4 protein-coding genes and 1 pseudogene are annotated in these 6,710 nt (G+C 69.5%); 3 read left to right on the top strand and 2 right to left on the bottom strand.

Annotated features, from left to right (window positions below):
- Positions 1–1,524, top strand: a 1,524-nt coding sequence (locus tag CS062_RS24615) for a PhoH family protein (protein WP_099864465.1), incomplete at its 5' end; no start/stop codon positions are given.
- A gap of 103 nt (positions 1,525–1,627) precedes the next feature.
- On the opposite strand, the gene mdtD is transcribed toward CS062_RS24615, so the two are convergent.
- The gene (gene mdtD, locus CS062_RS24620) at positions 1,628–3,100 is read right to left on the bottom strand and encodes a multidrug transporter subunit MdtD (RefSeq protein WP_099864467.1); all 1,473 of its coding nucleotides are present in this window, start codon (positions 3,098–3,100) and stop codon (positions 1,628–1,630) included.
- Between the two features lie 73 nt (positions 3,101–3,173).
- Between mdtD and CS062_RS24625 the strand changes: the two genes are divergently transcribed.
- Entirely contained in the window at positions 3,174–4,022 is an 849-nt protein-coding gene (locus CS062_RS24625) for an HAD family hydrolase (RefSeq protein ID WP_158238925.1), read from the top strand.
- Between the two features lie 55 nt (positions 4,023–4,077).
- Here the strand turns inward: CS062_RS24625 and CS062_RS24630 are convergent, their stop codons facing one another.
- Positions 4,078–6,018 carry a propionate--CoA ligase gene (locus CS062_RS24630; RefSeq protein ID WP_259373123.1) on the bottom strand — a complete coding sequence of 647 codons (1,941 nt, stop codon included), beginning with the start codon at positions 6,016–6,018 and terminating at the stop codon, positions 4,078–4,080.
- A gap of 248 nt (positions 6,019–6,266) precedes the next feature.
- On the opposite strand from CS062_RS24630, the pseudogene CS062_RS24635 reads away from it, so the two are divergent.
- Positions 6,267–6,710: pseudogene (locus tag CS062_RS24635) on the top strand (hypothetical protein); the annotation flags it as partial.

Raw genomic sequence — 6,710 nt, forward strand, 5'->3', positions numbered from 1 at the left:
CGCGCCGAGCCGGTCGAGGCCCGGGGCGGCGGATCGCCGTCGCTGGCCCTGGTGCCGCCGGCGCCGGCCAAGTCCCCCGCCAGGAAAGCCGCCACCACGCGCGCCAAGGCGCGCAAGCCGGCGGGCGAGGCCAAGCTGTTCGTGCTCGACACCAATGTGCTGATGCATGACCCGATGTCGCTGTTCCGGTTCGAGGAGCACGACATCTACCTGCCGATGATCACGCTCGAGGAGCTGGACGGCCACAAGAAGGGCATGACCGAGGTCGCCCGCAATGTGCGCCAGGTCAGCCGCGACCTGGACGCGCTGGCCGCCTCGCTCAAGTCGAGCTCGATCGAGGAGATGTCCAAGGGCCTGCCGCTGGCCCAGACCGGTCACCGCGAGGCCGGCGGCAAGCTCTTCTTCCAGACGACGCTGTTCGAGACGCCGCTGCCCCAGGGCCTGCCGCAAGGCAAGGCGGACAACCAGATCCTGGGCGTCGTGCAGGCGCTCAAGGCGCAGCAGCCCGGCCGCGAGGTGGTGCTGGTGTCCAAGGACATCAACATGCGCATCAAGGCCCGCGCGCTGGGCCTGCCCGCGGAGGACTACCGCAACGACAAGACGCTGGAGGACTCGGACCTTCTCTACACCGGGGTGCAGGCGCTGCCGGCGGACTTCTGGGAACGCCATGGCAAGACGATGGAGAGCTGGCAGCAAGGCGGCACCACCTTCTACCGGATCAGCGGTCCGCTGGTGCCGACGCTGCTGGTGAACCAACTCATCTACCTTGAAGCGCCCGGCGCCGCGCCGCTGTACGCCAAGGTCCAGGAGATCACCGGCAAGACCGCGGTGCTGCGCACGCTGAAGGACTACGGCCACCAGAAGCACTCGGTGTGGGGCGTGACCGCGCGCAATCGCGAGCAGAACTTCGCGCTCAACCTGCTGATGGATCCGGACTGCGACTTCGTCACGCTGACCGGCTCCGCCGGCACCGGCAAGACGCTGATGACGCTGGCCGCGGGCCTGTCGCAGGTGCTCGACGAACGTCGCTACAGCGAGATCATCGTCACCCGCGTGACCGTCCCGGTCGGCGAGGACATCGGCTTCCTGCCGGGCACCGAAGAGGAAAAGATGGGGCCGTGGATGGGCGCGCTCGACGACAACCTGGAAGTGCTGGCGCGCGGCGACAGCACCGCCGGCGAGTGGGGCCGCGCGGCCACCAACGACCTGGTGCGCAGCAAGATCAAGATCAAGAGCCTGAACTTCATGCGCGGGCGCACCTTCCTCAACAAGTACGTGATCATCGACGAGGCCCAGAACCTGACGCCCAAGCAGATGAAGACGCTGATCACCCGCGCGGGTCCGGGCACGAAGATCGTCTGCCTGGGCAACCTGGCGCAGATCGACACGCCCTACCTCACCGAAGGCAGTTCCGGCCTGACCTTCGCCGTCGACAAGTTCAAGGGCTGGGCCCACAGCGGCCATGTGACGCTGGCCCGCGGCGAGCGCTCCAGACTGGCCGACTTCGCCTCCGAAGTGCTCTGAGCCCTTCCCACCCGCCTGACGACAAAGCCACCTCACGGGGTGGCTTTTTTCTTGCCCGCGCGCAACGCCGCCGCCTGGCGGCACCCGCGCGAACGAGCGCCGATCAGTCTTCAGGTGTGAGCTTGGATCGGGCGGTCTCCTCGGCCGCGCCCTCGTCGCGGCGCAGCTGGTAGAAGATGAACGCCGCCATCGCGGCCATCGCGCCCAGCGCCAGGTAGGTGCCGTGGAAGGCCGGCACGATGGCGGCGCCCTCGGTGCGCGCCAGGCCGTGCGAGAACAGCAGCAGGAAGGCGCTGGAAGTCGCCACGCCCAGGCTCATCGACAGCTGCATCACCACCGCCAGCAGGCTGTTGCCCGCGCTGGCCGTGCGCTCGTCGAGGTCTCCCAGCGTCAGCGTGTTCATCGCGGTGAACTGCATGCTGTTGACCATCCCGAACAGTCCCAGGTGGATCGCCAGCCAGACATGCCCCACCCCGCGCGGGATCAAGGCGAAGCTCGCGATCAGCACGCCCAGGAGCAGCGTGTTGACGATCAGCACCCGGCGGTAGCCGGCGCGCCGGATCAGCCGGATGGCCAGCGTCTTGGTGAACATCGCGCCCAGCACCGAAGGAATCATCGACAGCCCGGCCTCGCTGGGCGAGAAGCCGAGGCCGACCTGCAGGAACAGCGGCGTCAGGAAGGGCGTCGCGCCGCTGCCCAGCCGCGCGAACACATTGCCCAGCAGGCCGATGCGGAAGGTCGGCACGGCGAAGAGCGCGGGCGAGAACAGCGGCTCGTCGGCACGCGTCGCGTGCAACCAGTAGGCCATCATGCAGGCCACGCCCGCCACCAGCATCACGAAGCACAGGGCCACGCTGACGACGTGCTCGCCGAAGCCCTGCAACGCCAGGGACAGCAGCATCAGCCCCACGCTGAACAAGCCGTAGCCGCCCCAGTCGAAGCGCCGCCCGATCGGCCCCTTGATCTCCGGCATGTAGCGCCGGCACGCCAGGGCACCGGCCAATCCGACCGGCAGGTTGATCAGGAAGATCCAGTGCCAGCTGGCGTACTGGGTCAGCACGCCGCCGAGCGTCGGCCCGAGCAGCGGCCCCACCAGTCCCGGCAGGCTGATGAAGGTCATCACCGCGAGGAACTCGCCCTTCGGGAAGGCCCGCAACACCACCAGCCGCCCGACCGGCACCAGCAACGCGCCGCCGACGCCCTGCACCACCCGCGCCGCGACCAGCACATGCAGGCTGGGCGACACCGCGCAGGCCAGCGAGCCCAGGCTGAACAGCGCGATCGCCCACAGGAAGACGGTCCTCGTCCCGAAGCGGTCCGCCAGCCAACCGGAGGCGGGGATCAGCAAGGCCACCGTCAGCAGGTAGGCCACGACGGCGGACTGCATCCGCAACGGGTCCTCGCCCAGGTCGCGGGCCATGCCGGGCAGCGCGGTGTTGAGGATGGTCGTGTCCAGCGTCTGCATGAAGAACGCGAGCGCGACGACCCACGGCAGCCAGCGGCGCGTGGCGTCGTCGAGGACCGGACGGCCGAGCGCGTCGAGCGGCGTCGTCGAGGAGTCAGAAGGGGGCGGCATGCGCCAAGTATCGGATGACGGCGGCGTAGGATGTGCGCCTGTCGCGGCGTTCATCCAGCCGCTCCCGACACCCATGCGCTTCTACGTTTCCGATCTCGACGGCACCCTGCTCGACCCGCAGGCCCGACTCTCCGACGCCACCCGGGCCGGCCTGACCGAACTGCTGGCCGAAGGCCTGGCCTTCACCGTCGCCAGCGCGCGGCACGTGGTCTCGATCGCCCGCATCCTCGAGGGGCTGCCGATCTCCCTGCCGGTGGTCTCGTCCAACGGCGCCTACATCAGCGACCTGCGCACCGGCCGCCATGAACTGGTCAATGCGATGGAGCCGGCACTCGGCCAGGCGATCTTCGCGTTGGTCCGCCGCCACGGCCTGATGCCGTTCATCGCGACGCACGGGCCCAAGGGGGATCAGCTGTTCTGGCAGGAAGTCCAGAACGAGGGCCAGCAGCGCTTCGTCACCGAGCGCCAGCGCAACGCCGACCCGCGACTGCGCCATGTGGACCGACTGCAGGATCAACTGGCGGACCCGCTGGTGACGCTGCTGGTCGTCGGCCGAGCGGAGCCGCTGGAGGCGCTGCAGGCCGAGATCCTCGCCACCTGCGGCGACCTGGTGACGACGCACCTGGCCGAGGACATCTACATGCCGGGCTGGCCCTGGCTGAACGTGCACGACCGCCGCGCCAGCAAGGACCAGGCGATCGCGTCGCTGGCCCAGCGCTACGCGCTGCATGAGCGCGAGCTGGTGGTCTTCGGCGACCAGGTCAACGACCTGACGATGCTGCGATCGGCTCACCATGCGATCGCGGTCTCGAACGCCAGCGACGATGTGAAGCTCGCCGCCCATCGCATCATCGGCCCGCATCACGAGGACGCGGTGATGCACTTCATCCGCGACGACTGGCGGACGTTGCTGGGCCGCTGAGCACGGCGAGGTCGCGCGCCGCTGGCGCCGCGCTCAGCCGGCGCTCAGTCCGCGCTCAACCTGCGCCGGAGACCAGCTCGCGGATCTGCTGCAGCGCTGCGGGATCGTCCAGCGTGATCAAGTCGCCAGGGTCGCGCTGCTCGCACACCGCCTGGATCGCGCGCCGCAGCAGCTTGCCCGAGCGGGTCTTGGGCAGCAGCTGGACGAAGCGCACGCGCGACGGCCGCGCCACCGCGCCGAGCTGCTGGTCGACGCGCTTGAGGATCTCGCCCTCGAGGACCAGGGCCTCCTGCGGCGTCGCGGCGCGCGCCGGATCCTTCAGCACCGCGAAGGCCATCGCGACCTGGCCCTTCAGCGCATCGGCGACGCCGACCACCGCGACCTCGGCCACCGCCGGATGGCCGGCGATGCATTCCTCGATCTCGCGCGTGCCGAGGCGATGGCCGGCGACATTGATGACGTCGTCGCTGCGGCCGAGGATGAAGTAGTAGCCGTCCTCGTCGCGCAGCGCCCAGTCGAAGGTCGAGTAGACCTGCTGGCCGGGCACGCTCGACCAGTAGGTGCGCACGAAGCGCTCGTCGTCGCGCCAGACGGTCTGCATGCAGCCCGGCGGCAGCGGATAGGCGATCGCGAGCAGGCCCTTCTGATGCGGCGCCTCCAGCACCGCGCCGGTCCGCTCGTCCAGCAGTTGCACTCGATAGCCGGGCATCGGCACGCCGGGCGAGCCGAACTTCGGCTGCGCCGGCTCGACGCCACGTGCCAGCGTTAGGATCGGCCAGCCGGTCTCGGTCTGCCAGTAGTTGTCGATGACCGGCTTGCCGATGGCGTCGGCGATCCAGCGGGCGGTGGGCTCGTCCAGCGGCTCGCCGGCCAGGAACAGCGCCCGCAGCGAGGACAGGTCGTGCCGCGTCAGGCAGGCGGGGTCCTGCTTCTTGAGCACCCGCACCGCGGTGGGCGCGCTGAACATCACCGTCACCCGGTATTGCTCGACCAGCCGCCACCAGACCGCCGCGTCGGGGCTGACCGGCGTGCCCTCGTACATCAGCGTCGCCATGCCGGCGATCAGCGGCCCGTAGACGATGTAGCTGTGGCCAACGACCCAGCCGATGTCGCTGGTCGAGAAGAAGGTCTCGCCCGCGCGGCCGTCGTAGATCTGCGCCATGCTCGTGGCCAGCGCGACCGCATAGCCGCCGACGTCGCGCTGCACGCCCTTGGGCCGGCCGGTCGTGCCGCTGGTGTAGAGCGTGTAGCTGATCGCGTCCGAGGGCAGCCACTCGCAGGACACCCGTGCGCCCCACAGGCGCTCACGCAGCGCGGCGTGATCCAGGTCACGGTCCGCGACGCGCTCGAAGGCGCTCAGGCCGCGATCGATCATCAGCACCTTCGCCGGCTTGTGGGCGGCCAGGCGGATGGCCTCGTCCAGCAGCGGCTTGTACGGCACGACGCGCCCGTTGCGGCTGCCGGCGTCCGCGCTGACGACCAGCACCGGCTCGGCGTCGTCGATGCGGTTGGCCAGCGCATGACTCGCAAAGCCGCCGAACACCACCGAATGGATCGCCCCGAGCCGGGCGCAGGCCAGCATCGCGAACGCCGCCTCGGGAATCATCGGCAGGTAGATCAGCACCCGGTCGCCGGCGCGCACGCCCTGCCCGGCCAGCATCGCGGCCATGACCTCGACCTCGTCCTTGAGCTCGGAGAAGGTGTAGACCCGCTCCTGCCCGACCTCGCTCGAGACCCAGATCAGCGCCGTGTCGCCGGGCCGCGTGGCGGCATGGCGATCGACCGCGTTGTGGCAAAGGTTGGTCCGTCCGCCGACGAACCAGCGCGCGAACGGCGGTCGGCTGGTGTCGCAGACCTGGTCGAACGGATGCTCCCAGTCGATGCGCCTGGCCTGCTCGGTCCAGAAGCCGTCCGGATCGTCGATCGAGCGCCTGTACAGCGCCGCATAGCTGTCGGTCATCGGGGTCCCCTCTTGTCGAATGCGCGACTTCCGCACGGATCCTCGCACCGCGAGCTTTGCTGAAACTTTCGTTCACAACGTTTGGCGGAGGGCCTGTGGTCCAATCCGGGTTTTTCCTGGGAAGGGTCTCGTGGCCACGCCCGGACTTTCCCTAGCCAAGCGCTGCTCCACGGGCATTCGCGCTTGACCGGTGCGGAGATGCTGCCTAGTCTCCGCGCCCAACAACGATGAGAACTGTTCGTCCCTCCCGCTCGGCTCCCTCTCGCAATTCGCTCCAGCGCGCCATGGCCGCACTGGGGCTGATCTGCGTCCTGGCGAGCGGAAGTTGCTGGGCGCAACAGTCGACTTCGTCCACCACCGACCAGCCCAAGGCGCAGGCCAAGGCCGCGCCGGCCAAGCCGGCCTCGAAGAAGAAGCCGGAAGCGAAGAACGCCAAGGCCTCGAAGGACACGAAGGCCGCCAAGCCGGTCGCGTCGAAGAACGGCGCCAAGGACCGCAAGACCAAGGCGGACGACGAGAAGGCCTCGACCGTCGCTGAAGCCGCCACGGACAAGGTCGTCGCGACCAGGCCGGAAGCGAAGCTTGCCGAGAAGGCGGCGCCGGCCAGGTCCGAGACCAGGGCGCCGGACGCCAGGTCCGATGCCCGTGCCGAGGCCGCGCCGCCGGCCGGCACGATGATGGGCGCTTACGGCCAGAGCCTGATGCGCGCGCCCGCGGGCGCCGCGGCG

The organism is Roseateles chitinivorans, from assembly GCF_002761755.1.
GTDB classification, from domain to species: Bacteria; Pseudomonadota; Gammaproteobacteria; order Burkholderiales; family Burkholderiaceae_C; genus Roseateles; species Roseateles chitinivorans.